This window comes from Limnohabitans sp. (genome assembly GCF_040400975.1).
Classification (GTDB): Bacteria; Pseudomonadota; Gammaproteobacteria; order Burkholderiales; family Burkholderiaceae_C; genus Limnohabitans_A.
Genome location: NZ_JBBAPF010000021.1, coordinates 11,736 through 33,959, shown reverse-complemented (window position 1 = coordinate 33,959; position 22,224 = coordinate 11,736). Strand labels below are relative to the sequence as shown.

Sequence of the window (22,224 nt, the reverse complement as noted above, 5' to 3'; positions counted from 1 at the left end):
GATCAGGGGCGCAGCAAGCCGTCCAAATTCTTCACATCGTCCGCTTTGAGAACGCCAGCCGCTTGGCGCAGGCGCAGTTGGCCCACCAGCACATCGTGCCGGGCCTTGGCCAGATCGCGTTTGGTCTGGAACAACTGGCTTTGGCTGTTGAGCACATCGATGTTGATGCGCACACCCACTTGGTATCCCAGCTTGTTGGCATCCAAAGCGCTTTGGCTGGAGGCCTCGGCGGCTTGCAGGGCTTTGATCTGGCTTAAACCCGATTCGACGCCAAAAAACGCGGTGCGTGTGGACTGGGCCACATTGCGCTGCGCAGCTTCCAGGTCGTTGCGCGCTTTTTCTTCCAAGGCCACTGTTTCGCGGATGCGGTTTTGGCTGGCTTGCCCGGTGTACAGCGGCATGTTGAAAGCCAAGCCGATGGTGGCGTTGTTGTTGTTGAATTGAACTGAGGTGACATTTTGGAACCGGTTCATGCCATAGCTGGCATTGAGGTCCAGAGTGGGCTTTTCCGCCGCTTTGGCTTTCTCGATCTCCAGGCGAGCCACCTCCAGGGCGATCTGGGCCGCTGCAAGATTGCCGTTATTTTGGCTCGATTGCGCCACCCAAGATTGCACTGTGCCGGTTTGCAAGCGGTCGATGTTGGCGGCCGCCATCAAGGGTTGGGGTTTGACCTGAGGCTGCCCCACGGTGTCGGCCAAGATGCCTTGTTTGACGCGCAAATCGTTTTCGGCAGCAATCTCTTGCGCGGTGACCAGGTCAAAGCGGGCTTGGGCTTCGCGGGTGTCGGTGATGGTGGAGGTACCAACTTCAAAATTGCGTTTGGCCGCGGCCAGCTGTTCAGACACCGCCGATTTTTGGGCCTTCACAAAGTTCAGGCTTTCTTGGGCCGTCAATACATCAAAGTAAGCCTGGCTCAAGCGCACGATCAGGTCTTGTTCGGCGATCTTGAGTTGGGCCTCGCCCAGCGCCACTTGTTTCATGCCTTGCTCATAACTGGCTTTGTTGCTGGGGCGAAACAAGGGCTGGCTGCCGCTGAAGGTCAAGTTGCGTGATTCCTGTTGACGGCTGGGCAACGGGCCCGTGAGGTTGATGTCGCTCTTGGACAAACCAGCACCCAAGTTGGCGGTAGGTCGAAGCAGCGCCTTGGCTTGCTCGGCACGGGCCAAGCTGGCGTCAAACTGCGAACGGGCCGATTTGTACGTGGCGTCGTGCCCTTTGGCCGCCTCGAGCAATTGGGACAAGCTTTGGGCCGAGGCGTGTCCAGTGAAGGCGGCCATCAGGGCCAAAGTCAGGGGCAGGTTGCAAAGGGTCATGGCGTTCATCTTCATCAAAAGCGGCCCATCAAGGGTCGAGGGTGGACCGTTACACGGCCCACAGCGGGCTCAATAAACCGGGATGCTGGAGTCGACTTGCGCCGACCATGCGTGGATACCACCCGCCACATTCACGACCTGAAAGCCATGTTGCAACAAGAAGCTGGCCACCTGCATGCTGCGGCCACCGTGGTGGCAAAAACAAGCGATCGGGCGTGTTTTGTCGAGTTCGTCCAGGCGGGCCGGGATGGACTGCATGGGCATGTGAACCAGGTCCAGCGCTTCGGGTTTGGCGCAGGCCGTCTGCACTTCCCAGGCTTCGCGGACATCCAGCAGGATGGGCCGCTGGGTTTGCTGGCTGGCCCATTCGGCAACTTGGGCGGGGTAGATCTGTTCCATGCTGACCTCAGAATTTGAAGCGAGAAGGCTCTGCAAAGCCCGACAAGCGTGGGGCGTTGCAGTCCCAAGGCTCGGTGGTGCTCCAGCTGTTTTCGCCGCTGCGGGTGATCAAGGTGGTGCGCATCATGGGCTCATCGCCCACGATGGCGACCAGACGGCCGCCGATGCTCAGTTGTTGCAGCAAAACCGCAGGCACCTCGGCCACCGAGCCGCTGAGCAAAATCGCGTCAAAGGGGCCGTCTGCGGCTGCGCCCTGGCTGCCATCGGCTTGGCGCACGGTGACGTTGGTCACGCCCGCTTTTTGCAAGTTGGACTGGGCCTGGGCGGCCAAGGCGGGGTCGATTTCCAGGCTCAACACGCTGGTGGCCTGGTGGCCCAGCAAGGCGGCCATGAAGCCAGAGCCCGTGCCAATGTCCAGCACTTTGTCGGTGGCACGCACGGCCAGGTCTTGCAGCAGGCGGGCTTGCACGCGCGGCGCCAGCATGACTTGGTTGGGGGCGCTGCCCAGAGGGATTTCCATGTCCACAAAGGCCAAGGCTTTGTGCGCTAAGGGGGCAAAGTCTTCGCGCCGAACGGTGGACAGCAGGGCCAACACATTCGGGTCCAACACCTCCCAGGGGCGGATTTGCTGTTCAATCATGTTGAAGCGGGCTTGGTTCAGATCCATGTGCGGTAACTCCTGCGGGGCTTGATCGGGTATCGGGTTCAAAAAAGTGATTTTAAGCGGCGTGGGTGTCTTGACTCTGACGCTCAGGGGCCAAGCCTGCTTGGCGCCGCAACCATTGCGCCAAGTCGTCCATGTAGCAGTAGACCACGGGCACCACCACCAAGGTCAGCAGCGAGGAAGTGATCACCCCGCCAATGACCGCTTGCCCCATGGGTGCGCGTTGCTCTGAGCCCTCGCTCAGAGCAAAGGCCAAGGGCACCATGCCAAAAATCATGGCCAAAGTGGTCATCAAAATGGGTCTGAGCCGCACCTTCGCCGCCATGAGCAAGGCTTCGTTGCGCAGCAGGCCAGGGACGGTGTGGCCCTGGTCATCGGTTTGGTCGGCGCGGGCGCGGATGGCGAAATCGACCAGCAAAATCGCATTTTTGGTGGCCAAGCCCATCAGCATGATCACGCCAATGATGGAGAACATCGACAAGGTGGAGCCGAACACCATCAGCGCCAACACCACACCGATCAGGGTCAGGGGCAGGGAAGTCATGAGGGCCAGTGGCTGGAAAAAGCTCTTGAACTGGCTGGCCAGGATCATGTAAATGAAGATCACGGCCATCAGCAGGGCCGACAAGGCGTAGCCAAAAGACTCGGCCATGTTTTTGGTGGAACCGCCAAAACTGTAGTGGTAGCCGGGGGGCAGGTTCAGGCTGTCCATGGCGGCACGCACGTCGGCAGACACTTCGCCGGCCGAGCGACCGAACACGTTGGCATTGATGGCGACTTCGCGCGACATGTCGCGTCGGTTGATCTGGTTGGAGCCGGTGGTTTCAGTGACTTGGGCGACCTGTCCCAAGCGCACGATGCGGGGGCTGCCATCGGCTGCGCTGCCCACCACAAAGGGCAGCCGCGCCAGATCTTGCGGGCTGTTGCGGGCTTCGGGCGAGAGGCGCACATTCACGTCGTAGGTTTGGTCGTCGGGGGCGCGCCAATTGCCCACGGTTTGCCCAGCCACCAGCGTGCGCAAGGGCCCTCCCAGCTGCGCTGTGCCCAGACCCAAGTCGGATGCGGCGTCCCGTTGGATCTCAATCTTGACCATGGGCTTGAAAGGTTTCACGCTGGAGTCCAAATCGACCAAGCCGGGAATGGCGCGCACCTTGTCCAGCGCCAACAAAGCCAGGCGTTCGAGCTCTTGTTGGTCGGGCCCTTTGAGGGAAAACTCGATCTGCTTGTTGCCACCCACTGCGTCAAGCAAGCCCGCATGTGTCACGGCCACGCCGGGCACTTGCTTCAAACGATCGCGCAGCAGAGCAGACATTTGGTCGGCATTGCGGTCTCGTTTTTTGCGCTCCACCAAGCGGATGTAGAGGTTGACGTTGTTTTTGCCTTGGGCGTTGGCAGTGTTGATGGTGCTCAGGGTGTAAACCACCTCGGGGAACTCGCGCAAGATGGCCTCAACCTGCCGGGCTTTGGCTTCGGTGGCTTCCAGCGATGTGCCCACCGGGGTTTCAAACTTGAGCGAGGTCTCTGAAAAGTCAGCTTTGGGGACGAACTCGGTGCCCAGCAGACGGATCATGAACAGACTGGCCACAAAAATAGTCAGCGCCAAAAAGACGGTGGATTTTTTGTACACCAAGGCCCATCGCAACAGGGCTTGGTAGCCATCGGCCAGGCGCTCGGTGCCTTGGTCAAACCAGCCGGTCACTCGGCCAATGCTTTTGTCGTACCAGCTCGCAGGGGCGTGGTGTTTGCCGTGGGTGTCTATGGCCGGGTCGTGCCAGATGCTGGACAGCATCGGGTCCAGCGTGAAGCTGACGAACATGGAGATCATCACCGCCGCCACGATGGTGATGCCGAACTCGTGGAAGAACTTGCCGATGATGCCTTCCATGAAGCCAATGGGCAAAAAAACCGCCACGATCGACAAGGTGGTGGCCAGCACGGCCAAGCCAATTTCTTGCGTCCCGTCCATCGAGGCGCGGTAGGCACTTTTGCCCATCTGCACATGGCGCACGATGTTTTCTCGCACCACAATCGCATCGTCGATCAGCAGGCCCACGCACAGACTCAGCGCCATCAGCGTGATCATGTTGATGGTGAAGCCAAACATCTGCATGAACATGAAGGTGCCGATGATCGAGATCGGCAGCGTCAGACCCGTGATGACGGTGGAGCGCCAAGAGTTGAGGAACAAAAACACAATCAACACCGTGAGGACCGCACCCTCGATCAGGGTTTGGCGCACGTTGTTGACCGACAAACGGATGGGGCGTGAGTTGTCGGTGATGGGCTCGAGCCTGAGGCCAGGCGGCAGTTGGGCCTGCATGTCGGCCACGGCCTTGACCAGGCCATCGACCACTTGGATGGTGTTCTCGTCTTGTGATTTTTGCACCGACATCAAGAGGGTGCGCTGGCCGTTGTACAGCGCCAAGTTTTCCAGCTCTTGTGCACCATCTTGCACGGTGGCCACTTGCGACAGGCGAATGGGTGTGCCGTTTTTGCGCGCCACGATGATGCGCCCAAAGTCTTCGGGCCTGGCCATGCGCGAGCTGATTTGCACCGCACGTTCTTGCTGCACTGATCGGATGGCGCCGACCGGCAAGTCCTGGTTTTCGTTGCGCACCGCGGCCACCACTTGCTCGGCGGTGATGCCCTGGGCCTCCATGTTGGCCGGTTGCAGGTAAAGGTTGATCTCGCGTTTGCTGCCGCCCACCATGGTGACCGAGCCCACACCGCGCACGTTTTCCAGGCGCTTTTTCAGCACCTGTTCGGACCAGTTGGTCAGCTCTACCGCGTTGAGCTTGTTGCCTTCTGGGATGACTGCCAGTGACCACACCGCGCGGCTGGCCGGGTCAAATCGGAGCACCCGGGGTTCTTTGACTTCGGTGCGCAGCAATGGACGCAGCGAGGCGACTTTTTCGCGCACATCTTCGGCGGCTTTGCGGCCATCGATGTGCAACTGAAACTCGATGATCACCAAAGATTGGTTTTCATAGCTGCGCGAGGTCAGGGCGCTGATGCCCGCAATCGAGTTGACGCCTTCTTCGATCTTTTTGGAGACTTCACTCTCGACGATCTCAGGGGACGCGCCGGGGTACTCGGTGCTGATCACCACCACCGGGAAATCGATGTTGGGAAACTGATCGACCTTCAGGCGTTGGTAAGAGAACAGGCCCATGACCACAATGGCCAACATGACCATGGTGGCAAAAACAGGGTTTTGCAGGCTGACGCGGGTGAACCACATGCGTTCAATTCCTCACGGTGTGGACTTGGCACTTGCCGTGAACACCACGGCAACGCCTTCGCGCACAGCGCCGACACTGCCCGCCAAGACCTGTGCACCCGCGCTCAAGCCGCTGACGGCCACCAGGCTTTCGCGGCCGCCTTCGCTGCGCGCACCAGGCTGAACCGTGATGTGCGCGATCTTGCCGTCTTGCACCACCTGCACATAGGGCTGGGGTTTGTCGGTGCGCACGCTGCTGACGGGTACGGCCAGCACCTGCAAGCTTTGTGTGCCCAAACTGCCTTGCGCAAACAGGCCTTGGCGCAAGCCCTCACGGCCTTGGATGCCCAGGTACACCACAATGCTGCGGCTGCCCATCTGGGCGCTGGGGTTGATGCGCAAGACCTTGGCGGTCACAGCTTCAGCGATGCCTTCGATGCGCAGTTGTGCGGTCATGCCCACCTTGACGCGGCTGGCGTCTTCGGCGCTCAGCGCCGCTTCCAGTTCCAGCCGCGAGAGGTTGATCACTTCGATCAAGCGCGCTTCGATGGCCACCCGCTCACCGGGTTGGGCCAAGCGCTGAGCCACCACACCCGACAAGGGTGAGCGCAGCGTGGCGTCGGCCAGTGACTTGTTGGCCAGATCCAGCGCCGCCAGCGCCGCCATGTGGGTGGCCTTGGCGCCATTCAAGCTGGCCTGCGAGGCGAGCAGAGCGGTTTGCGAGATGAAGCCTTGGTTCACCAGCGCTTGGTTGTTGTCAAACTGGCGTTGTGCGATGTCCACTTGGGCTTTGGCCGCATCGGCCTGTTGTTGGGCTTGCCTGACGCGGGCTTGGAATTCGCTGGGGTCGATGCGGGCGACCACCTGGCCGACCTGCACCGTGTCGCCTTCGCGCACCGACATGTCTTGCAACTCGCCTGCGACACGCGCCTTGATGAAGGCGCTGTCGCTGGCTTTGAGGGGGCCCGTTACCGCGATGCCCATGTTCAGGGTTTGGACTTGGGCTGTGAACACGTCGGTGCTGGCCAGTTCGATGCGGGGCGCGCTGGCGGTCACGGCGGGGGCAGGCGCTTTGGCCGCTTGGCGCTGTTGGGCCCAGCGGGCAGCACCTGCGACCAAAGTGGCCAAAGCCACGGCAGAGAGGATCCAGAGGGTCGATTTTTTCATGTCGTCAAAAAGGGCGTTTCAGCGTGGTTCAGGCCTGCGACAGGCCTCTTGCCAACAATTGGGCGTGTTGTGAAATGAAGGCTTCGGGGTCGATTTGTTCGTGGCTGGGGCAGCAAGGGCCCATGGAATGTTTCCACATGACCAAGAACAGCAGCGGTGACATGACCGAGTGCAGGGCCAGCTCGACATGGATGGCGCGGAATTCTTGACGGTCGATGCCGCGCTGCAAGGCGCTGCGCACCAGCGCATGGGCGGGCGTGATGACTTCGTTTCGGAAAAAATCCGCCAGGTCCGGAAAGTTGCTGGCCTCGCTCATCACCAGCTTGGAAATGCCGGAGGCCTTGGTCGCGCCATAGCGCCGCCACCACTGGAGCATCATCCATTCGATCAATTCGCTGCTGCTGCCCTGAAACTGCGCCACCTCGGCCGCGCCTTGGGCCACGGACGCGACGATGTTCTCACGCACCACGGCCTTGAACAGATCTTCCTTGCTCGGAAAGTACAAAAACAGTGTGCCCTTGGACACGCCTGCCCGCGCCGCCACTTCTTCAACGCGGGTGGCGGCATAGCCTTTTTCCACGAACAAATCCAAAGCCGCTTCGAGCAGCTCGCCCGGGCGGTCTTGTTTGCGGCGTTCGCGTTTAGGGGGGGCGAGGGTCTCGGCGGTGTTCACGCTTTATTTAATGACTGACTGGTTAGTAATGTAAGCTTTGGGCGGCTCGGTCGTCAAGGCGTTGGTGCACACAAGCAAACAAAGGGCGCAAAAAAGGGGCCGAAGCCCCTTTGACAAAGGTGACCAACAACCCATTGGCCATGCGGATGAGCCGCAGGCTGTGTCGTGTTGGGCGCTTAGACTCAATTTGAAAAGGCAGGAATCCCGGTGATGGCGCGGCCCAAAATCAAAGCGTGCACATCGTGCGTGCCTTCGTAGGTGTTGACCACTTCCAAGTTCACCAGGTGGCGGGCCACGCCGTATTCGGCGCTGATGCCGTTGCCGCCCATCATGTCGCGCGCCATGCGGGCGATGTCCAAGGCCTTGCCGCAGCTGTTGCGCTTGAGGATGGAGGTCAGGTCCACCGAAGCAGTGCCTTCGTCCTTCATTCGGCCCAGGCGCAGGCAGCCTTGCAGGCCCAGGCTGATCTCGGTCAGCATGTCGGCGAGTTTCTTCTGGATCAGCTGGTTGGCGGCCAAGGGTCGGCCAAACTGCTGGCGGTCCATCACATACTGGCGGGCGCGGGCGTAGCAGTCTTCGGCGGCGCCCAGTGCGCCCCAAGCGATGCCGTAACGGGCGCTGTTCAGGCAGGTGAAGGGCCCTTTCAAACCACGCACTTCAGGGAAGGCGTTTTCCTCGGGGCAGAACACCTCGTCCATGACGATCTCGCCGGTGATCGAGGCGCGCAGGCCGACCTTGCCGTGCACGGCGGGGGCGGAGAGGCCTTTCCAGCCTTTTTCGAGAATGAAGCCACGGATTTGGCCGCCGTCGTCCTTGGCCCAGACGACGAACACGTCGGCGATCGGACTGTTGGTGATCCACATCTTGGCGCCGCTCAAGCTGTAGCCACCGTCCACCTTTTTGGCGCGGGTGATCATGCTGCCGGGATCCGAGCCGTGGTTGGGTTCGGTCAGGCCAAAGCAGCCGATCCACTCACCACGCGCCAGCTTGGGCAGGTATTTCTGCTTTTGGGCTTCAGAGCCAAAGTCGTTGATGGGCAACATCACCAAAGAAGACTGCACGCTCATCATGGAGCGGTAGCCCGAGTCCACGCGCTCGACTTCGCGGGCGACCAGGCCGTAGCAAACGTAGTTCAGGCCCGCACCGCCGTATTGCTCGGGGATGGTGGCCCCCAAAAGGCCCAGCTCGCCCATCTCGCGGAAGATGGCCACGTCGGTGGACTCGTTCAAGAACGCGTCTTTCACGCGGGGCAGCAGGCGTTCCTGGCAGTAGGCGCGGGCGGCTTCTTGCACCTGGCGCTCGTCGTCGGTGAGCTGGGCGCTGAGCTTGAAGGGGTCTTCCCAATTGAAGGTGTTTTTGGTGGTGGCCATGTGGGGTGTCTCCATGAAAAAATCTTGTAACCGATTTTCAAGCCGAGAAGAATAGTTGTCTAATATTGATTGCCTATTCATCAATACATAATTTTAATTCATGGAATTCCGTCATCTGCGCTATTTCCTCATGCTGGCCGAAGAGCTGCACTTTGGGCGTGCCGCTCAGCGCCTGTCCATCTCGCAGCCGCCGCTGAGCCTGAACATCCAGCAGCTCGAAGCTTCGGTGGGCGCACAGCTGTTCACCCGCAACAGTCGGGGCGTGCAGCTCACGGCGGCAGGCCAGGCTTTTGTGCCGGCCGCCCGGGCCTTGCTGGCGCAGGCCAGCGCAGCTGCGCGCGAGGCCCGCGATGTGGCCGAGGGCCAATCGGGCCAGCTGCAAATTGGCTTTGCAGGCACCATGTTGTATTGCGGTTTGCCCCAGATCCTCAGCCGCTTTCAGGACAGCCATCCGCGTTTGCGCTTGGTGCTGCGCGAGCTGAGTTCGTCCGAGCAGTTGTCCGAGTTGCTGCGCGACCGGCTCGATGTGGGCTTTGTACACACGCCCCGGGTGCCCCCGGGGTTCGAACAGATTTTGGTGGCCAGTCAAGCTTTGGTGGCGTGTTTACCAGCCAGCCACCCCTTGGCAGGTGAGACCCATCTGGGTTTGGCGGCGCTCGTGGGGCAAGACCTGGTGGTGGTGTCCCGCACGGTATCGCCCGATTACCATGAACGCATTTTGCAGCTGTGTGAACATTCCGGCTGGATGCCCCCCGTGGTGCACGAGCTGCGCCATTGGCTGAGCGTGGTGTCTTTGGTGTCCCAAGGTTTGGGTGTGGCGCTGGTGCCCGAAGCGCTGGCGCCATCTGCCTTGGCGGGGGCGGTGTTTGTGCCGCTGAACGATGTGGATGTGCGCTACGACACCCGGTGCTTGTGGCGCAGTGACCGAGACCAAACGGCCTTGGGGGACTTTGTCCAAGCCGTGTCGGTGGGGCTTGCGGGCCACGGATAATCGAGTGCTTCTTTCACAAGGAATCAAAATGGCTGAAACGTTGGTCTTGGGCGGTGGTTGCTTTTGGTGCACCGAAGCGGTTTTCGTCAAAGTGCGCGGCGTGACCGATGTGGAGTCGGGCTACTGCAACGGCCAGACCGTGGCCCCCAGCTACGAAGAAGTCTGTACCGGCCGCACGGGACACAACGAAGTGGTCAAGCTCGAATACGACCCGGCGCAGATCAGCACCCGCGATTTGCTCGAGATTTTCTTTGTCATCCACGACCCGACCACCTTGAACCGCCAGGGCAACGATGTGGGCACGCAGTACCGCAGCGGCATTTACTTCACCACGCCTGAGCAAGCCCAAGAGGCGCGGGCGCTGATCGCCGAGTTGACATCAGCCAATGCCTTTGGCCAGCCCATCGTGACCGAGGTGTTGGCGCTGGCCAACTACAGCGCGGCCGAGGACTACCACCAGGACTTTTTTGAGCGCAACCCCTACCAGGGCTATTGCATGGCGGTGGCGGCGCCCAAGGTGGCCAAGTTCAAAAAAACTTTCGCCCACTGGGTCCGCTGAGGCCTGACCGGGGCGGCCATGGTTGGGCGCGCTGGACTCAAGGTGCCAAGCGCTCGCGCAGCCAGCCGCTGGCATCGGGCGTGTAACGCAGCCGGTCGTGCAGACGGCTTTTGCGGCCTTGCCAAAACTCCCAGCGCTCGGGCACCAAGCGAAAGCCGCCCCAGTGCGGCGGCCGAGGCGGGTTGAGCATGAATTGCGCGGCGTATTTGGCGGCGTTCGTCACCAGCACCGTGCGCCCGTCGATCACCTGGCTTTGGGGGGAGGCCCAAGCGCCGATGCGCGAGTCCAGAGGGCGGCTGTGAAAGTAGGCGTCGCTTTCCTCGGCGCTGACCTTGTCCACCCGGCCTTCGATGCGCACCACACGCTCGAGCTCCACCCAATGGAATTGCAAGGCGGCAAAAGGGTTGCCCGCCAACTCTTGGCCCTTTTGGCTGTCGTAATTGGTGTACCAAACAATGCCGCGCGCGTCGCAGCCTTTGATCAACACCACCCGGGTGCTGGGCCGCAGCTGGCTGCTCACGGTGGCCAGTGTCATGGCGTTGGGCTCGGGCACTTCGGCGGCGATGGCCTCTTGCAGCCAATGCTCAAATTGCTTCAAAGGGTCGGCGTGGGAGGCGTTTTCATTGAGCTCGGCTTTTTCGTAGCTCTTGCGCAGGTCGGCGATGTTCATGCAGCAAGTATAGGCAGGCTTCAGTCTGCGGCGTGGCGCAGCAAGGCGGCCAAGGCCCGGTCTTCGATGCCGTGGGCGCGCAGGCTGTCGTAGGTTTGGCGGGCATAGTCCAGCGTGGTACCAAAGCGACCGCAGGCCTGCTGAAAAATTTGCCGGTAAGTCTCGGGGGCCAACTGACCGGTGAAGCTGGGGCTGCTGCGCGGCAAAGTGAACGCGAGTGCTTGGACAAGGCCCTGGGGGGTTTGGCAAGGCAGCCAAACGGGGGTGTAGACATCCATGGGCATTTCGCGTGCCCACAGCCGCTGCAAGACCTCATCGGCTTCGCTTTGGGCCACGCGGTACACCACGCCTTGGCAACTGCCACCAGGCAACAAGGCAAACACCAAGCCCGGGCATTCTGGGGTGCCTCGGTTCAGACGGCTCCACATTTTCAGGGCGCGGTGCCAGCCCCACACCCGGCTGGGGTGCTGCTCTTGTGCCTCAAATTCAGGCCGCCAAAGCAAAGACGCATAGCCGAACACCCACAGGTCTTGACCCGCGGTTTGCGCTCTGAAGCGCTCCAGCAAGTCCCCCCTGAAGGCCACGCGTGCCGCATCGGCCGTTGGGCTGGGTGTGCTGAATGCCCGGGCGCTGTCGGGGTTGTCGGTCATGTGCAATCGGGTCCCATTACAATCTGCCCACTATTTTCGGAGAAAACAAGCATGTCAAACAATGAAGATGAGAATCAACCCGTGGTCTTGGCCATTTTGGTCGGCGTGATCGTGCTGGTCATTGGGCTGGCCGTGGGTATCGGCATCGCCAAGAGCAAAAAAGCAGCGCCTGCTGCCCCAGCCGCCGTGACCGCGCCTGCGGATCCAGCGCCGGCAGCGGCAGCCGATGCTGCAGCCCCAGCTCCAGTGGCTTCCCCCGCCGCGGCGGACGCCCCTGCAGCCAACACGGCTGCCCCCGCCGCCAAGTGAGACACCTTGTGCCCACGAATGAACCCGCTTCGGCGGGTTTTTTTACACCTGCGGATCCCCACCGCGGCACGTACCCTTTTGGTAACTTGGCCATTGCATGCCAAGGCTGGAACACGGTTACCATCGTTGATGTAATTTAGTTACCAGACAAAGCCAGGAGACTAGACATGGCACTTCACCCCACCGTGGCCGCGGTCACGGCCCGCATCAGCGAGCGCAGTCGTCCGACACGCCAGGCCTATTTGCAGCAGCTGGACGCTGCGGCCAACCAAGACCCAGGTGCCCAGCGCTTGGGCTGCGCCAACGTCGCCCATGCCTTTGCCGCCATGCCCCAAGGCGACAAAGACCGCGCCACCGCTTTGGACAAAATCCAAGTGGTGGCCCCGCGCGCGCCCAACATTGGCATCGTCAACGCCTACAACGACTTGCTCTCGGCCCATGCTCCGCTGCAGCACTACCCCGATCTCATCAAAGACGAGGCCCGCAAGCAGGGCGCTACCGCCCAGGTCGCTGGTGGCGTGCCCGCCATGTGCGATGGCGTGACACAAGGCACACCCGGCATGGAGCTGAGCCTGTTCAGCCGAGATGTGATTGCCATGGCCACGGCGGTGTCGCTGAGCCACGATGTGTTTGACGCCGCCCTGATGCTGGGTGTGTGCGACAAGATCGTGCCGGGTCTGCTGATTGGTGCTTTGCATTTTGGCCATCTGCCTACCGTGTTTGTGCCCGCAGGCCCGATGGGCAGCGGGCTGTCCAACACCGACAAATCCAAGGTCCGAGAGCAAGCCGCACTGGGCTTGGTGGGGCGCCCCGAATTGTTGGAGGCTGAGTCCAAGGCCTACCACGGCGAAGGCACCTGCACTTTTTATGGCACAGCCAACAGCAACCAGATGTTGCTCGAAGCCATGGGCCTGCATGTGCCGGGCACGGCCTTCATTCACCCGGCCCAAGGCTTGCGCCAAGACCTGACCCGTGAGGCCGCGCGCACCGTGTTGGCGCTGGTCAAAGACAAAAACTTCACGCCCATCGGCCGCTTGGTCGATGAGCGCAGCATCGTCAACGCCATGGTGGCGCTGTTGGCCACGGGCGGCTCCACCAACCATTTGATCCACTGGGTGGCGGTGGCGCGTGCGGCGGGCATCGTGATCGACTGGGACGACTTCTCGGCCCTGTCCGACGTGGTGCCGCTGCTCAGCCGCGTGTACCCCAATGGCACGGCCGATGTGAACCAGTTCCAGGTCGCTGGCGGTCCTGGCTTCGTCATCCGCGAGTTGCTCGACGCGGGCTTCATGCACGCCGATGTGCTGACCGTTCGCCCCGGTGGCTTGCGCGAGTTCACGCGCAAGCCCGGCACAGCCGATGGGCAATTGGTCTGGCGTGAGATTGGAGCCAGCCAAGACGACACCGTGGTGCGTCCGGCCAGCCAGCCGTTCAGCGCCACTGGTGGGCTCAGGCTGTTGCAAGGCAATCTGGGGCGAAGTGTGATCAAGGTCTCTGCCGTGCCCGAGGCTTTGCATGTGATCGAAGCGCCGGCGTGCGTGTTCAATTCGCAAGATGAATTGCAGCAAGCCTTCAAGGCCGGCGCGCTGGACCGTGATGTGGTGTGTGTGGTGCGCTGGCAAGGTCCACAAGCCAATGGCATGCCCGAGTTGCACAAACTCACCCCGCCTCTGGCGGTGCTGCAAGGCAAGGGCTTCAAGGTGGCTTTGGTCACCGATGGCCGCATGAGCGGCGCGTCGGGCAAAGTTCCTGCCGCCATCCACGTCTCGCCCGAAGCCGCAGCCGGTGGCCCGCTGGCCAAGGTGCAAGACGGCGACTTGATACGCCTGGACGGCATCGCGGGCACCCTGCAAGTGCTGGTGAGCGAGGCCGAATGGGCTGCCCGTCCGCTGGCCCCCATGCCCACCGAGCTGCGCGCCGCCAATGGCGTGGGCATGGGCCGTGAACTGTTTGCCAACATGCGCCGTCACGCCCTCAAAGCCGAAGAAGGAGCCTGCTCATGGCTGTGAATTCAAATGCCCCTTTGACCGCCCTGCAAGTCATGCAGGACGCCCCGGTGATCCCCGTGATCGTCTTGAACGATGTGGCGCACGCCGTGCCCATGGCCCGCGCCTTGGTGGCGGGCGGCATCCGCATGCTGGAGGTGACGCTGCGCACGCCGCAGGCGCTGGCCTGCATGGAAGCGATTGCCAAGGCGGTGCCCGGTGCAGTGGTGGGTGCAGGCACGGTGCGCAGCGCCGCCGATGCGGCCGCAGCCGCCAAAGCCGGTGCCCGTTTTGCGGTCAGCCCCGGCTACACCCGGGCGGTGGGCCAGGCTTGCCGCGATCATGGTTTGTCGCTCTTGCCCGGCGTCGCCACCGGCAGCGAAATCATGATGGCGCAAGAAGACGGCTACACCGAGCTCAAGTTCTTCCCGGCCATGCAGGCCGGCGGCCCTGCCATGCTCAAGGCCTGGAGCGGTCCGTTTTTTGATGTGAAGTTTTGCCCCACGGGCGGCGTGACGCCCAGCAATGCCTTCGACTTTTTGAGCCTGCCCAACGTGGCCTGCGTGGGCGGTTCGTGGCTGGTGCCCGCCGACGCATTGGCCAAGGGTGACTGGACGCGCATCGAAGCGCTGGCGCGCGAAGCCAGCCAGTTGCCGCGCTGATCAGCGCACCGCCCACCCGCCCGACATCGGAAACACCTGCCCGACAAAGCAGCTGGCCGCATGGCTGCACAGGTAGGCCACAAAGCGGGCGTCTTCTTCGGCCTTGACCAGTCGGCCCAGCGGTACTTCGCGTTTCAAGCGTTCCTGAAAACGCGGGTTGGCCTGCACTTCGGGCGGAAAGTAGGTGGGGTTGTCGACAAAGTTTTGCGCCACGGCATTGAGCTGGATGTTGTCGGGGGCCAGTTCCACGCCAGCGGCTTGTACATAGGCCAGCTGCGCACCGCGCGCTGCGCTGTAGCTGGCGGCCCGCTTCATGCCGCGCAAGGCCGAGGCGCTGCCCATCACCACGATCTTGCCGCCGCCCCGTGCCTTCATGCCGGGCACCACCGCCCGCACCAAGCGGGGCAGGGGGTCGACCATGACCTCAAACACCTGCCGCCATTCGGCTTCGTCAATCTGCGTGACGGGGGTAGACGGCGCAGGCAGCGCCAGATTGATCACCAAAGCGTTGAGTGGCCCAGCCGCATCGATCATGGCCTGCGCATCTTGCGGGGCCGTCAGCACGCGATCGTCAGCGATCACTTCGGCGCCGCAAGCCCTCAGCTCCTGGCACAGGGCCGGCCCCATGAAGTCCTTGGCCTGGGTGACCAGGATGCGTTGTCCGCTCAGGTCGATCATGTTCATCCTCCGTTGGTTCAGCGCAAACCTTGTGCGCCAGCGTATTCGGCCCGCTGGATCAGCTCGACCTTGTAGCCATCGGGGTCGGTCACGAAGGCGATCACCGTTGTGCCGCCTTTCACCGGGCCGGCTTCGCGGGTGACTTTGCCGCCAGCGGCTTTGATTTTTTCGCAAGCGGCATAGGCATCGGGCACGCCCAAGGCGATGTGGCCGTAGGCGGTTCCCATCTCGTAGCTTTCAACGCCCCAGTTGTAGGTCAGCTCCAACTCGGCGTGGTCGGGGTTGTTGCCGTAGCCCACAAAGGCCAGCGAATACTTGTACTCGGGGTTTTCCGAGGTGCGCAGCAGCTTCATGCCCATGACGTTGGTGTAGAAGTCGATAGAGCGTTGCAGGTCGCCCACGCGCAGCATGGTATGAAGGAGTCTCATGGTTGATTTCCTGTGGGTGAAGGCATTTCAAAAACAAGGCAGGCCGTGCTGGCATGGGCATACAGCGTGCCATCGGGCCCGACCAGCTGGGCTTCGGCGGTGGCCAGTTGGCGGCCGCAGTGCAGCACTTTGGCAATGGCCCGCACACGCTGCACTTTGGGCGTGATGGCTTTGACCAGCTTCACGCTCAAATCGGCTGTGGTGTAGCCGCGCCCGGGCGGCATCATGGTGTGCACCGCGCAGCCCAGCGCCGAGTCGAGCAAGCTGGCAAACCAGCCGCCATGCACCGTGCCCAGAGGGTTCAAGTGTTGCACACCCGGCGTGCCTTGAAAAATGGCCAGGCCCGGGCTGACCTCGATCATCATGAAGTCCAGCGTCTTGGCCATGTGCGCATAAGGCAGCTCGCCGGCCAGCAGACCTTGCATGACCTGCAGCCCGGTTTTGCCAGTCACCTGTTCGGAGCGGGCCACACCGGGGCCGACCCCAGCATCCAGGCGTGCGCGCACATCGCGCTCCTGGGTCAGCCAGGCCTCTAAATCGTTGGGGCGTGTATAGGTTGTGGTGCTCATCGAAACGGACACTTTCAAACCGGCACGGTGTAGTTGAGCGCCATGCGGCCGCCGTCCACGGTGACGATCTCGCCCGTGATGTAGCTGGCCGCATCGCTGGCCAAAAACGCCACCACCTTGGCCACCTCGTCGGGCTCGCCCAGGCGCTTCATGGGCGTGCGCATCATGATTTTCTTTTCAGCGGCCTCGCTGGTCAGCACCGCCTGGCGGGCCAGTTCGGTGGCAATCGTGCCGGGGGCCACGGCGTTCACCCGAATGCCAAAGTCGGCCAGAGCCAAAGACATGGCGCGCGTGAGTTGGTTGATACCGCCTTTGCTCACGTTGTAGCTGGCGATGTTGGGGATGGCCAACACCGCGTTGACCGAGCTCATGTTGACAATCGCGCCGCCCCCGGTGCTTTTCATGGCACGGGCTGCGGCCTGGCCCATCAGGAAGGAGCCCTTGATGTTCACGTTGATCACCGCATCAAACTCTTCTTCGGTCACGTCCAAAAAGTCGGCGGCCCTGAAGATGCCCGCGTTGTTGACCAGCACGTCGATGCGGCCAAAGGCCTGCAGCACATGGTCCACCAGGGCATCCACATCGGCCTTGCGCGAGACGTCGCAGGCCATGAAGCCGGCGCTGTGGCCTTGGCTGCGCAACTCGGCCGCCACGGCCGCGCCGCGCTCGCTGTTCACGTCAGACAAGATGACATGGGCCGACTCGGCCGCAAAGCGGCGTGCGCAGGCCTCACCAATGCCGTTGGCCGCGCCGGTGACGATGACGACACGGCCTTGCAAGCCAAAGGAGAGCTGTTGGGAGGGCAAAAGGGGGGAGGTCATGGTCCGTTCTCCAAGTTGGGGTTGGGGGTGCGACATGCTGCCACAGCGACCCCAAAATGCCTGTCGCCAGAATGCAGGCCGGTACGGCGACAATGCCAGCATCGCTAAACACTGCATTTTCCAATAACTCAGCCATGACCACGAACGCTCAAGCACCCCAAAAACCGACCGCTACGGCCTTGTGCGAACCCTGCTCTGGCATTCAGCGCCACTGGCGCAAAGCCCCTGGCCACGCTGAACTGGTGCAAGGCAAGCACAGCCGCGAAGACCGCGGCAACGGCCAGGCCAGCTTCACCCGTTACCGCTGCGACCGCTGCGGCGCGGCTTGGGAATACGAAAACAACAAGGCCAAGCAACACGCAGGCTGGGCTTTGCTGGCCCTTTGATGGGCTTTCCCCACGCTGTCTCGCGCCTGCGCACCGAGCGCCTGGCCCGCAGCGCCAAGCCCTTCATGGCCCGTGGCGGTATCAAGGGCGAGCGCTGCCCGGGTTGCCGCCTGGTTCCCAGCCACTGCATCTGCGCATTGCGCCCGGAGGTGTCCACGCCAGTGGGCATGTGTTTGCTCATGGCCGACATCGAACCCCTCAAACCCAGCAACACCGGTTGGTTGATCGCCGATGTGGTGCCCGACACTTTCGCCTTTGGCTGGGCCCGCACCGAGGTGGACCCGGCCTTGCTGGCGCTGCTGGCCGATCCACAGTGGCAGGCCTTTGTGGTGTTTCCGGGGGAGTTTGTAGAACCCGAGCGGCTGGTCAGCGTCGTGCCTGACATGCCCACAGGCCAGCGCCCGCTGTTCATCCTGCTCGACGCCACCTGGCCCGAAGCCCGCAAGATGTTCCGCAAAAGCCCCTACCTGAACCGATTGCCCGTGCTCAGCCTGAACCCTCAACAGGTCTCGCGCTACCAACTGCGCCGCTCCAAGCGCGATGACCACTTTTGCACCAGCGAAGTGGCTTCGCTCTGTCTGGAGCTGGCGGGCGAAGTGCGAGCGGCCGAGACCCTGCAGGCTTATCTGGACGTCTACACCCACCACTACCTGCAGGCCAAACACCAGTTGCCGCCCAACCTGCAAGGGCCAGCGCACACACGCTGGCAGGGCTTGAAGAAGTCTTGATTCGGCCAAGCTGGCGGGTATCCGCTACCATGGCCCGTCAATTTTTTCGCCCGGCAACGGGTCTATCAGGAGAGCGCTATGTTCAGTCATGTGATGGTGGGTGTGAAAGATTTGGAAGTGTCTAAAAAGTTTTACGACGCCGTGTTGGGCACCTTGGGCTATGGCCCGGGCGTGGCCAACAACAACCGTTATTTCTACCGCAGCCCCACGGGCACTTTTGGCATCACCACCCCCATCAACGGCGAGCCCGCTTGTCACGGCAATGGCAGCACCATTGGCTTCGCTGTCAAATCCCCTGAACAGGGCGATGCCTTTCACGCAGCGGGTGTGGCCAACGGCGGTGTCACTTGCGAAAACCCACCCGGCTTTCGCGAAGGCCCCGCAGGCAAGCTCTACCTGGCCTACCTGCGCGACCCCGATGGCAACAAAATCTGCGCCTTGTACCGTCCCAGTTGATCGTTGGGTTTTTTGAAAAGGAACGGATGTGCCGCACGTTGCCAACCCCCACGCCGTGAATGTCTCGCGCACCATCGAACGCCTGGTCACTGGTCAGGCCACCTCGGATGGCGCGGGCGTCAAGCTCAGCCGCATCCTCACGCAAGACCTGCAGCACCGGCTCGACCCGTTTTTGATGCTGGACGCCTTTGGCAGCGACAAGCCGGACGACTACATCGCCGGATTTCCGGACCACCCGCACCGGGGTTTTGAAACCGTGACCTACATGATCGCCGGGCGCATGCTGCACCGCGACAGCGCGGGCAACGAAGGCCTGTTGCAAAACGGCGGTGTGCAATGGATGACCGCAGCCCGTGGCGTGATCCATTCCGAAATCCCGCAGCAAGCCGATGGCGTGATGGAGGGCTTTCAGCTCTGGCTGAACCTGCACAGCTCCGAGAAGATGAACGCGCCTTGGTACCGCGATTTTCAAAACGATCAGCTGCCGCAGTTCCAGACTTCCGAAGGCGTGGCCGTCACGCTGATAGCCGGGGCCAGCCATGGTGTGCAAGGCGCGGTGAGCCGCGAGATCACCCAGCCTATTTATCTGGACGTGCACATGCCGCAGGGCGCACGGTTTGAGCAAACGCTGCCTCCAGGCCACAACGCGTTTGTGTACTTGTACCGGGGCGAGGTGCATATCGCAGGCCAGACTGTGCCCGTGCAGCGCATGGCCATTTTGAAAAACACACCGCAATCTGACGGTGTGGTGATCGAAGCCAGTGCCGATGCGAAATTGATTCTGGTCGCAGGCCAACCGCTCAAAGAACCGATCGTGCAGTACGGCCCGTTTGTGATGAACACCAAGGAAGAGATTTACCAGGCGCTGGCGGATTTCAGGGATGGGCGGCTGGGCGAGCGGGCTTGATGCCTTCAGCCCCTGAAGGCGTTGACAAAGTTTTGCGCTGCCGACCGCACTTGCTCGGCACTGCGTCCCGGCGCATACAAGGCCGATCCCAAACCAAAACCTGAAGCGCCTGCCGTGCGGTATGCCGCCATGTTGTCGGGCGTGATGCCGCCCACGGGCATGAGGGCAGCCGATTTGGGCAGCACGGCGCGCAGGGCTTTGACGGTGGCAGGCGAGATCATCTCGGCGGGGAACAGCTTGAGCCCGTGCGCGCCCGCGTCAAGCGCAGCAAAGGCTTCGGTAGGTGTGGCCACACCGGGCAGCACCACCATGTTCAGGGCCAAGGCCTGCGCTACCACGGCGGGGTTGAAGTTGGGGGCCACGACCAAGCGGCCGCCCGCAGCGTGCACGTCCTTGACCTGCTGCGCGTTCAGCACGGTGCCTGCGCCGATCAGGGTTTGCGGAAATTGCTCAGTCAATGCAGCGATGCTTTGCAAGGGCTCGGGCGAGTTGAGTGGCACCTCGATGATGGCAAAGCCGCTGCCGACCAATGCGTGGCCGATGGCAGGTGCTTCGGCAGGCGTGAGACCACGCAAGATGGCGATCAAGGGCAGTTGGGCCAGGGCTTGGGCCAGTGCTTGTTGGGGATCGGTTGAGGTGTTCATGGCGTGCTCGTCAATTTGGAGGCCAGGGCGTGCAGGCCCGCCCAGGTGGCTTCGGCGCCATGGCTTTGGCAGGCGATGCCCAATTGTTGCAGGGCCAGACTGTAGCGCCGGGTCAGGGTGTCGCTGCCGATCAGGATCACGGAGCCTGAATCGGCGTTGACCGTCTGGGTGCGCAGCTCTTCGCCGATCAGCAGGCCCGACAGGTAACTGGGCAATTGGGCCGCGCTCAGGCGGTCAAACAAGCCCAGGGTGCGCACCGCAAACAGGTGGTGCAACACACTGCCGCTCTGCTGGCTTTGGTCCACGCCTTGCAAAAATGTCGCTTCGTCGAAGGCCCCGTTCAGGTCCAGGGTCTTGCCCAAAATCGAGTGCTGGCTCATCAGCGCAAACACCTCGCCGGTCATGAAGGTCTGGAACTGCATGACGCGACCGCTGTGAACGTGCACCCATTTGCTGTGCGTGCCTGGCAGCACCAGGGTGGCACTGTCGCGTCCAGCCCGTTGCAGTGCGCCAAAGATTTGCACTTCTTCGCCGCGCATCACGTCGGGCGTGTGCAGGCCGTCTTGGCCCAGGCAGCTCAGGCCCGGCACCAAGGCGATGCGATCGGGCTGCAGCCACAGCAGGTGCTGGCCCAGCTCGGCAAAGCCTGCGGGGCAGGGGCAGTAGGGCGCTTCTTGCCAGCCTTGGCGGCTGCCGGCCATGCCCGAGATCAGGCACAAGGCACCCGGCGCTTGCATCCAGTCGCCAAAGAGTTCGTGGAACACCGTTTCAAACTGCCCAGGCGGCACAGTGAGGATGCCGCGCGGAAATTCGCGGGATTCGAACACCTGGCCGCTGGCACCGAGCCGTGCGCCGCGCAGCGAAGAGGTGCCCCAGTCGATGGCGATCAAAGGTCTTGTGCTGCTCATGCGTGTGTGCCTTTCGATGGGGCGTTCAAAACCTTCAGCACGGCCTCGCGTGATGGCAAGGGACCGACCGCGCCGAAGCCTTGCACCGACAAACTGGCTGCGGCATTGGCATAAGCGGAGGCGGCCCACAAGTCGTCGCCGGCCGACAAACGCGCCAGCAAGTTGCCCGCAAAACAATCGCCCGCGCCCGTGGCGTCAACAGCCGTGACCGCATGGCCCGGCACCTGACTTTGGTGGTGACCATCACTGGCCAGAGCGCCCTCGGGACCGAGTTTCAGCACCACCTGCGCTGCGCCTTGGGCGTGGCTCCAGGCGATGATGTCGGCTGCTTGGGTGAGGCCGGTGAGCGCGGTCATGTCTTCTAGGCTGGGCAAAAACAGATCGCACAGACTCACCGCGTGGCGGATGCAAGCCTGCGCCCGGGCCAGAGGCCACAGCGACAGGCGCAAGTTGGAGTCGAGCGCCACCCGTGTGCCCACGTTGCGGGCATGCGCCATGGCTGCAAAAGCCGTGTCGCAGGCCGAGGCGGAAATCGCCAAAGAGATGCCCGACAGGTGCAGCCATTGGCTGCGGGCGATGGCCTCTTGCCAGTGCGTCAGATCTTGCGGTTGCATGCGGCTGGCTGCCGATCCGGCGCGCGCATAGCTGAAGTGGTGGCCTTGCGCATCGTGGCTCACAAAGTACATGCCCGTGGGCGCTTGCGCGTCGCGCAGCACGGTGGTGGTGTCCACGTTTTCCCGCCGCCACAGGTCCATCAGGTGGTCGCCCCAGCGGTCGGTGCCCAGACGCGTCAAGTAGCCCACCCGCGCACCGGCTCGGGCTGCAGCAATGGCGGCGTTGCTGGTGTCGCCACCAAAACCTTGCGCATACAGCGGGGCATCGTGAGCACCTGAAGGGGGGCGTTGGTTGAACTCGACCATGGCTTCACCCAAGGCCACGATGTCGAGGGTTTTGGAGGGCTGTGTCATGTGAACAAAAAGAGCCGGGGCTCAGTGTGCGGTGGGAGAATCAGCGCAAAACGGTCCACGCGGTGAATGGAGCAAAGCGACATGAAAGACGATTTTGTA

The 22,224-nt window shown here is 62.3% G+C and carries 25 protein-coding genes; 9 read left to right on the top strand and 16 right to left on the bottom strand.

Annotation, left to right across the window (positions count from 1 at the left end; all coding sequences use genetic code 11):
- Positions 1 to 2 precede the first annotated feature (2 nt).
- From ABWQ00_RS12110 to ABWQ00_RS12080, 7 genes are all read right to left on the bottom strand, one after another.
- A complete protein-coding gene (locus tag ABWQ00_RS12110; protein WP_353238934.1) occupies positions 3 to 1,313 on the bottom strand; it encodes a TolC family outer membrane protein in 1,311 nt (436 codons plus the stop codon).
- Between the two features lie 69 nt (positions 1,314 to 1,382).
- Positions 1,383 to 1,712: a rhodanese-like domain-containing protein gene (locus ABWQ00_RS12105; RefSeq protein ID WP_353238933.1), complete on the bottom strand. Its 330-nt coding sequence runs from the start codon at positions 1,710 to 1,712 to the stop codon at positions 1,383 to 1,385.
- 7 nt (positions 1,713 to 1,719) lie between these two features.
- A complete protein-coding gene (locus ABWQ00_RS12100) occupies positions 1,720 to 2,379 on the bottom strand; it encodes a protein-L-isoaspartate O-methyltransferase family protein (RefSeq protein WP_353238932.1) in 660 nt (219 codons plus the stop codon).
- A 52-nt stretch (positions 2,380 to 2,431) separates the two neighbouring features.
- On the bottom strand, positions 2,432 to 5,617 hold the full coding sequence (locus tag ABWQ00_RS12095; protein WP_353238931.1) for an efflux RND transporter permease subunit: 3,186 nt from the start codon (positions 5,615 to 5,617) through the stop codon (positions 2,432 to 2,434).
- Positions 5,618 to 5,629: 12 nt separating this feature from the next.
- Positions 5,630 to 6,763: an efflux RND transporter periplasmic adaptor subunit gene (locus ABWQ00_RS12090; RefSeq protein WP_353238930.1), complete on the bottom strand. Its 1,134-nt coding sequence runs from the start codon at positions 6,761 to 6,763 to the stop codon at positions 5,630 to 5,632.
- 28 nt (positions 6,764 to 6,791) lie between these two features.
- Complete coding sequence (locus tag ABWQ00_RS12085) at positions 6,792 to 7,436, bottom strand: TetR/AcrR family transcriptional regulator (RefSeq protein WP_353238929.1); 645 nt, start codon at positions 7,434 to 7,436, stop codon at positions 6,792 to 6,794.
- A gap of 182 nt (positions 7,437 to 7,618) precedes the next feature.
- On the bottom strand, positions 7,619 to 8,806 hold the full coding sequence (locus tag ABWQ00_RS12080; RefSeq protein WP_353238928.1) for an acyl-CoA dehydrogenase: 1,188 nt from the start codon (positions 8,804 to 8,806) through the stop codon (positions 7,619 to 7,621).
- Positions 8,807 to 8,906: 100 nt separating this feature from the next.
- On the opposite strand from ABWQ00_RS12080, the gene ABWQ00_RS12075 reads away from it, so the two are divergent.
- Both ABWQ00_RS12075 and msrA read left to right on the top strand, forming a co-directional pair.
- On the top strand, positions 8,907 to 9,797 hold the full coding sequence (locus ABWQ00_RS12075; protein WP_353238927.1) for a LysR family transcriptional regulator: 891 nt from the start codon (positions 8,907 to 8,909) through the stop codon (positions 9,795 to 9,797).
- Between the two features lie 28 nt (positions 9,798 to 9,825).
- Entirely contained in the window at positions 9,826 to 10,356 is a 531-nt protein-coding gene (gene msrA, locus ABWQ00_RS12070) for a peptide-methionine (S)-S-oxide reductase MsrA (RefSeq protein ID WP_353238926.1), read from the top strand.
- 37 nt (positions 10,357 to 10,393) lie between these two features.
- On the opposite strand, the gene pdxH is transcribed toward msrA, so the two are convergent.
- Both pdxH and ABWQ00_RS12060 read right to left on the bottom strand, forming a co-directional pair.
- A complete protein-coding gene (gene pdxH / locus ABWQ00_RS12065; RefSeq protein WP_353238925.1) occupies positions 10,394 to 11,026 on the bottom strand; it encodes a pyridoxamine 5'-phosphate oxidase in 633 nt (210 codons plus the stop codon).
- Between the two features lie 20 nt (positions 11,027 to 11,046).
- Positions 11,047 to 11,676: a gamma-glutamylcyclotransferase gene (locus ABWQ00_RS12060; protein WP_353238924.1), complete on the bottom strand. Its 630-nt coding sequence runs from the start codon at positions 11,674 to 11,676 to the stop codon at positions 11,047 to 11,049.
- Positions 11,677 to 11,727: 51 nt separating this feature from the next.
- Here ABWQ00_RS12060 and ABWQ00_RS12055 point away from each other — a divergent pair, with 51 nt between their 5' ends.
- The 3 genes from ABWQ00_RS12055 (at position 11,728) to eda (ending at position 14,632) form a co-directional block, all read left to right on the top strand.
- Complete coding sequence (locus ABWQ00_RS12055) at positions 11,728 to 11,985, top strand: hypothetical protein (RefSeq protein ID WP_353238923.1); 258 nt, start codon at positions 11,728 to 11,730, stop codon at positions 11,983 to 11,985.
- A gap of 167 nt (positions 11,986 to 12,152) precedes the next feature.
- On the top strand, positions 12,153 to 13,994 hold the full coding sequence (gene edd, locus ABWQ00_RS12050) for a phosphogluconate dehydratase (protein ID WP_353238922.1): 1,842 nt from the start codon (positions 12,153 to 12,155) through the stop codon (positions 13,992 to 13,994).
- The gene (gene eda / locus ABWQ00_RS12045) at positions 13,985 to 14,632 is read left to right on the top strand and encodes a bifunctional 4-hydroxy-2-oxoglutarate aldolase/2-dehydro-3-deoxy-phosphogluconate aldolase (RefSeq protein WP_353238921.1); all 648 of its coding nucleotides are present in this window, start codon (positions 13,985 to 13,987) and stop codon (positions 14,630 to 14,632) included. The genes edd and eda overlap by 10 nt, the downstream gene beginning before the upstream one ends.
- Here the strand turns inward: eda and ABWQ00_RS12040 are convergent, their stop codons facing one another.
- The 4 genes from ABWQ00_RS12040 to ABWQ00_RS12025 are packed head-to-tail and all read right to left on the bottom strand — an operon-like array spanning position 14,633 to position 17,128.
- Complete coding sequence (locus ABWQ00_RS12040) at positions 14,633 to 15,310, bottom strand: SDR family oxidoreductase (RefSeq protein ID WP_353238920.1); 678 nt, start codon at positions 15,308 to 15,310, stop codon at positions 14,633 to 14,635.
- Between the two features lie 17 nt (positions 15,311 to 15,327).
- Complete coding sequence (gloA, locus tag ABWQ00_RS12035) at positions 15,328 to 15,738, bottom strand: lactoylglutathione lyase (protein WP_353238919.1); 411 nt, start codon at positions 15,736 to 15,738, stop codon at positions 15,328 to 15,330.
- Complete coding sequence (locus ABWQ00_RS12030) at positions 15,735 to 16,307, bottom strand: PaaI family thioesterase (protein WP_353238918.1); 573 nt, start codon at positions 16,305 to 16,307, stop codon at positions 15,735 to 15,737. Before ABWQ00_RS12030 ends, gloA begins: the two co-directional genes overlap by 4 nt.
- Positions 16,308 to 16,321: 14 nt before the next feature.
- Positions 16,322 to 17,128: an SDR family NAD(P)-dependent oxidoreductase gene (locus tag ABWQ00_RS12025; protein ID WP_353238917.1), complete on the bottom strand. Its 807-nt coding sequence runs from the start codon at positions 17,126 to 17,128 to the stop codon at positions 16,322 to 16,324.
- A gap of 134 nt (positions 17,129 to 17,262) precedes the next feature.
- On the opposite strand from ABWQ00_RS12025, the gene ABWQ00_RS12020 reads away from it, so the two are divergent.
- The 4 genes from ABWQ00_RS12020 (at position 17,263) to ABWQ00_RS12005 (ending at position 19,605) form a co-directional block, all read left to right on the top strand.
- The gene (locus tag ABWQ00_RS12020) at positions 17,263 to 17,514 is read left to right on the top strand and encodes a hypothetical protein (protein ID WP_353238916.1); all 252 of its coding nucleotides are present in this window, start codon (positions 17,263 to 17,265) and stop codon (positions 17,512 to 17,514) included.
- Positions 17,514 to 18,242 carry a tRNA-uridine aminocarboxypropyltransferase gene (locus ABWQ00_RS12015; protein ID WP_353238915.1) on the top strand — a complete coding sequence of 243 codons (729 nt, stop codon included), beginning with the start codon at positions 17,514 to 17,516 and terminating at the stop codon, positions 18,240 to 18,242. Before ABWQ00_RS12020 ends, ABWQ00_RS12015 begins: the two co-directional genes overlap by 1 nt.
- 78 nt (positions 18,243 to 18,320) lie before the next feature.
- Positions 18,321 to 18,698 (top strand): VOC family protein, encoded by a 378-nt coding sequence (locus ABWQ00_RS12010; protein WP_353238914.1) that lies wholly within the window; start codon positions 18,321 to 18,323, stop codon positions 18,696 to 18,698.
- Between the two features lie 28 nt (positions 18,699 to 18,726).
- Complete coding sequence (locus ABWQ00_RS12005; protein ID WP_353238913.1) at positions 18,727 to 19,605, top strand: pirin family protein; 879 nt, start codon at positions 18,727 to 18,729, stop codon at positions 19,603 to 19,605.
- Between the two features lie 5 nt (positions 19,606 to 19,610).
- Here ABWQ00_RS12005 and ABWQ00_RS12000 read toward each other — a convergent pair whose 3' ends face one another.
- From ABWQ00_RS12000 to ABWQ00_RS11990, 3 genes are read right to left on the bottom strand one after another with little or no spacing between them, the layout of a single operon-like run.
- Positions 19,611 to 20,249, bottom strand: coding sequence for a 2-dehydro-3-deoxy-6-phosphogalactonate aldolase (locus ABWQ00_RS12000; RefSeq protein WP_353238912.1), 639 nt, complete (start codon positions 20,247 to 20,249; stop codon positions 19,611 to 19,613).
- On the bottom strand, positions 20,246 to 21,157 hold the full coding sequence (locus tag ABWQ00_RS11995; protein ID WP_353238911.1) for a 2-dehydro-3-deoxygalactonokinase: 912 nt from the start codon (positions 21,155 to 21,157) through the stop codon (positions 20,246 to 20,248). Before ABWQ00_RS11995 ends, ABWQ00_RS12000 begins: the two co-directional genes overlap by 4 nt.
- On the bottom strand, positions 21,154 to 22,125 hold the full coding sequence (locus tag ABWQ00_RS11990) for a sugar kinase (RefSeq protein WP_353238910.1): 972 nt from the start codon (positions 22,123 to 22,125) through the stop codon (positions 21,154 to 21,156). Before ABWQ00_RS11990 ends, ABWQ00_RS11995 begins: the two co-directional genes overlap by 4 nt.
- Positions 22,126 to 22,224 lie beyond the last annotated feature (99 nt).

Bases quoted from the DNA above. Each gene is read 5' to 3' on its own strand.
- ABWQ00_RS12110 (WP_353238934.1), bottom strand. From the start codon at position 1,313: ATGACCCTTTGCAACCTGCCCCTGACTTTGGCCCTGATGGCCGCCTTC.
- ABWQ00_RS12105 (WP_353238933.1), bottom strand. From the start codon at position 1,712: ATGGAACAGATCTACCCCGCCCAAGTTGCCGAATGGGCCAGCCAGCAA.
- ABWQ00_RS12100 (WP_353238932.1), bottom strand. From the start codon at position 2,379: ATGGATCTGAACCAAGCCCGCTTCAACATGATTGAACAGCAAATCCGC.
- ABWQ00_RS12095 (WP_353238931.1), bottom strand. From the start codon at position 5,617: ATGTGGTTCACCCGCGTCAGCCTGCAAAACCCTGTTTTTGCCACCATG.
- ABWQ00_RS12090 (WP_353238930.1), bottom strand. From the start codon at position 6,763: ATGAAAAAATCGACCCTCTGGATCCTCTCTGCCGTGGCTTTGGCCACT.
- ABWQ00_RS12080 (WP_353238928.1), bottom strand. From the start codon at position 8,806: ATGGCCACCACCAAAAACACCTTCAATTGGGAAGACCCCTTCAAGCTC.
- ABWQ00_RS12075 (WP_353238927.1), top strand. From the start codon at position 8,907: ATGGAATTCCGTCATCTGCGCTATTTCCTCATGCTGGCCGAAGAGCTG.
- msrA (WP_353238926.1), top strand. From the start codon at position 9,826: ATGGCTGAAACGTTGGTCTTGGGCGGTGGTTGCTTTTGGTGCACCGAA.
- pdxH (WP_353238925.1), bottom strand. From the start codon at position 11,026: ATGAACATCGCCGACCTGCGCAAGAGCTACGAAAAAGCCGAGCTCAAT.
- ABWQ00_RS12060 (WP_353238924.1), bottom strand. From the start codon at position 11,676: ATGACCGACAACCCCGACAGCGCCCGGGCATTCAGCACACCCAGCCCA.
- ABWQ00_RS12055 (WP_353238923.1), top strand. From the start codon at position 11,728: ATGTCAAACAATGAAGATGAGAATCAACCCGTGGTCTTGGCCATTTTG.
- edd (WP_353238922.1), top strand. From the start codon at position 12,153: ATGGCACTTCACCCCACCGTGGCCGCGGTCACGGCCCGCATCAGCGAG.
- eda (WP_353238921.1), top strand. From the start codon at position 13,985: ATGGCTGTGAATTCAAATGCCCCTTTGACCGCCCTGCAAGTCATGCAG.
- ABWQ00_RS12040 (WP_353238920.1), bottom strand. From the start codon at position 15,310: ATGATCGACCTGAGCGGACAACGCATCCTGGTCACCCAGGCCAAGGAC.
- gloA (WP_353238919.1), bottom strand. From the start codon at position 15,738: ATGAGACTCCTTCATACCATGCTGCGCGTGGGCGACCTGCAACGCTCT.
- ABWQ00_RS12030 (WP_353238918.1), bottom strand. From the start codon at position 16,307: ATGAGCACCACAACCTATACACGCCCCAACGATTTAGAGGCCTGGCTG.
- ABWQ00_RS12025 (WP_353238917.1), bottom strand. From the start codon at position 17,128: ATGACCTCCCCCCTTTTGCCCTCCCAACAGCTCTCCTTTGGCTTGCAA.
- ABWQ00_RS12020 (WP_353238916.1), top strand. From the start codon at position 17,263: ATGACCACGAACGCTCAAGCACCCCAAAAACCGACCGCTACGGCCTTG.
- ABWQ00_RS12015 (WP_353238915.1), top strand. From the start codon at position 17,514: ATGGGCTTTCCCCACGCTGTCTCGCGCCTGCGCACCGAGCGCCTGGCC.
- ABWQ00_RS12010 (WP_353238914.1), top strand. From the start codon at position 18,321: ATGTTCAGTCATGTGATGGTGGGTGTGAAAGATTTGGAAGTGTCTAAA.
- ABWQ00_RS12000 (WP_353238912.1), bottom strand. From the start codon at position 20,249: ATGAACACCTCAACCGATCCCCAACAAGCACTGGCCCAAGCCCTGGCC.
- ABWQ00_RS11995 (WP_353238911.1), bottom strand. From the start codon at position 21,157: ATGAGCAGCACAAGACCTTTGATCGCCATCGACTGGGGCACCTCTTCG.
- ABWQ00_RS11990 (WP_353238910.1), bottom strand. From the start codon at position 22,125: ATGACACAGCCCTCCAAAACCCTCGACATCGTGGCCTTGGGTGAAGCC.